This is a genomic window from Rhizobium sp. SRI_017, assembly GCF_057586295.1.
The window spans coordinates 1-2,508 of record NZ_JBYCZP010000052.1; the positions used below are offsets into that span (position 1 = coordinate 1).

Annotated in this window: 3 protein-coding genes; all 3 read left to right on the plus strand. The window is 61.4% G+C overall.

What is annotated here, in order from left to right:
* Positions 1-77: 77 nt before the first annotated feature.
* The 3 genes from AC2YI2_RS34865 to tnpC all read left to right on the plus strand — a co-directional run bounded on the left by AC2YI2_RS34865 (position 78) and on the right by tnpC (position 2,500).
* The gene (locus AC2YI2_RS34865) at positions 78-464 is read left to right on the plus strand and encodes a transposase (protein WP_487391099.1); all 387 of its coding nucleotides are present in this window, start codon (positions 78-80) and stop codon (positions 462-464) included.
* Positions 461-805 (plus strand): IS66 family insertion sequence element accessory protein TnpB, encoded by a 345-nt coding sequence (gene tnpB / locus AC2YI2_RS34870; protein WP_487391100.1) that lies wholly within the window; start codon positions 461-463, stop codon positions 803-805. The genes AC2YI2_RS34865 and tnpB overlap by 4 nt, the downstream gene beginning before the upstream one ends.
* 75 nt (positions 806-880) lie before the next feature.
* On the plus strand, positions 881-2,500 hold the full coding sequence (gene tnpC / locus AC2YI2_RS34875; RefSeq protein WP_487391101.1) for an IS66 family transposase: 1,620 nt from the start codon (positions 881-883) through the stop codon (positions 2,498-2,500).
* The last annotated feature ends 8 nt before the right edge of the window (positions 2,501-2,508 follow it).

Sequence of the window (2,508 nt, forward strand, 5' to 3'; positions counted from 1 at the left end):
GTAAGCGCGTAGGCCACCCCACGTATCTTTGAGCGTGGCGAGAGGGCATTTTTCGCATGAATCATGCGGGGAATCCTATGAGCGACACAGTGAATCAGCCTCGAGCGTTTGAGATTTTGACGGCGGAGCCGGTCAGGAAGCGGCGCAAGCCACGCGATTGGTCGGAAGACGAGAAGGGGCAACTTGTAGCCCAGACGCTTTTGCCCGGAGCCAATGTGTCTGCTGTTGCGCGTTCGGCAGGGGTTGACCCGTCGCAGCTCTACGGCTGGCGTCGCAAGGCGCTTTCGTCGGGCGCGGTCACGGCCCTGCCGGAGGCGGCGGGCAGCGAGGTGCGGTTCGCGCGCGTCGAACCGGTAGCGAGCCCCATGATAGAAATCATCATCGGCGATGTCGTGGTTCGCGCGAGCGGTGATGTTGCCCCCGAACACCTGGCGAAGGTTCTCCGGGCGGTTCGCCTGGCATGATCGGTTCAGGTGTTGTGGTCTACGTGTCCTGCCAACCGGTCGACTTCCGCAAGGGAGCCGCCTCCTTGATGGCGCTCGTGCGGGATGGTGGCCTCGACCCGTTCAATGGCGCTCTTTACGTCTTCCGATCGAAACGGGCGGATCGCGTTCGCATTGTCTGGTGGGATGGCTCAGGGGTCTGCCTCTACTCAAAAACCCTGGAAGAGCACAGCTTCTGCTGGCCGGGCATATCGGTGGCTCGGGTGCGCCTGGATCACTCGCAGCTCATGGCGCTTCTGGCCGGAATGGACTGGAAAAAGATTCGTCCGGCCAAGATCAGGCGACCGTTGTTGACGGGCTGAGATCACCTGCGGCAAGATGAATCATAGCGCTGTAATGGTTGGGAAAACGGCTGTTTTTATGCTCTAATCCTCGCCATGGATTTGCCCCTCCACGACCTGCCGGACGACGTTGACGCGCTGAAAGCGATGGTTCTTGCGCTGGCCCGCGAACAGGCCGCGAAGGAGGTCCGGCTTGTCGCCGCCGAAGCTGAGATCGCCCGACTGGAAGCCGTCGAGAAGAGCGCCAACGAGCGGATCACCAATCTCACATCGATCCTGAAGGTTCTGCAGCGCACCCAACATGGCACCCGTTCCGAGCGGTTGCGCCTTGGCATCGACGAAGATCAGGTATCCTTTGCTTTCGAGGAGGTGGAGACCGGCCTTTCGGCGATCCAGAGCGAGCTTGATCGTGCCGCCGGCGACAAGCCGAAACGAGCACCCCGGCCGCGAAAGGGGTTTGCCGCTCATCTCGAACGCATCGAGGAAGTGATCGAGCCGGAAATCCCAGCCGGCTGCACGGGGCTGGAAAAAGTCCTGATCGGCGAGGATCGTTCGGAACGGTTGGACGTCGTGCCGCCGAAGTTCCGGGTCATCGTGACGCGCCGCCCCAAATACGCCTTCCGCGGCCAGGACGGTGTGATCCAGGCTTTAGCCCCGGCGCACATTATCGAAAGCGGCCTGCCGACGGAACGGCTGCTCGCCTATATCGCTGTCTCCAAATACGCAGACGGACTTCCGCTTTACCGGCAGGAGGCGATCTACCTGCGCGACGGCGTCGAGATCAGCCGATCGTTGATGGCCCAGTGGATGGGGCATCTGGGCTTCGAGCTGCAGATATGCGCCGACTACATCCTTGAGCGCGTCAAGGAGGGCGACAGGGTCTTCGCCGACGAGACCACATTGCCTACCCTCGCACCGGGTTCGGGCAAAACGACAAAAGCCTGGCTTTGGGCCTATGCTCGCGATGATAGACCCTATGGTGGAACCAGTCCGCCGATGGTGGCCTATCGGTTTGAGGACAGTAGGGGCGCTGATTGCGTGGCGCGTCATCTCTCCGGGTTCAGCGGCATCCTGCAGGTGGACGGCTACTCGGCCTACACCAGCCTGGCCACGACCCGTGCGAAAGCTGGCAGCAATGAAACGATCCGGCTCGCAGGGTGCTGGGCGCATCTACGCCGCAAGTTTTACGACCTTCACATCAGCGGCATCTCGAAGGCAGCAACGGACACGATCATCGCGATGACCGAGCTGTGGCGCATCGAGGACGAGGTTCGCGGCAGGCAAGCCGACAGCCGCTCTGTGCTGCGTCAAGAAAAGTCCGCAGTCATCGTCGACGGTCTCTTCGATCTTTGGGAAAGAGAATTGGGCAAGGTCTCCGGCAAGTCCAAGACCGCCGAAGCGATCCGCTACGCGCTCACCCGGCGCGAAGCACTGGAACGCTTTCTCAACGATGGCCGCATCGAGATCGATTCAAACATCGTTGAACGGGCGATCAGGCCGCAAACCATTACGAGAAAGAACAGTCTATTCGCCGGCAGCGAGGGCGGCGGGCGAACCTGGGCCACGCTGGCCACGCTCCTGCAGACGGCCAAAATGAATAATGTCGATCCGCTCGACTGGCTCACCCAGGCCCTGACCCGCATCGCTCAAGGCTGGCCGGCATCCGAAATCGAAGCCCTCATGCCCTGGAACTTCAAGACCGACGCCATCAGCTGACCGCTTAC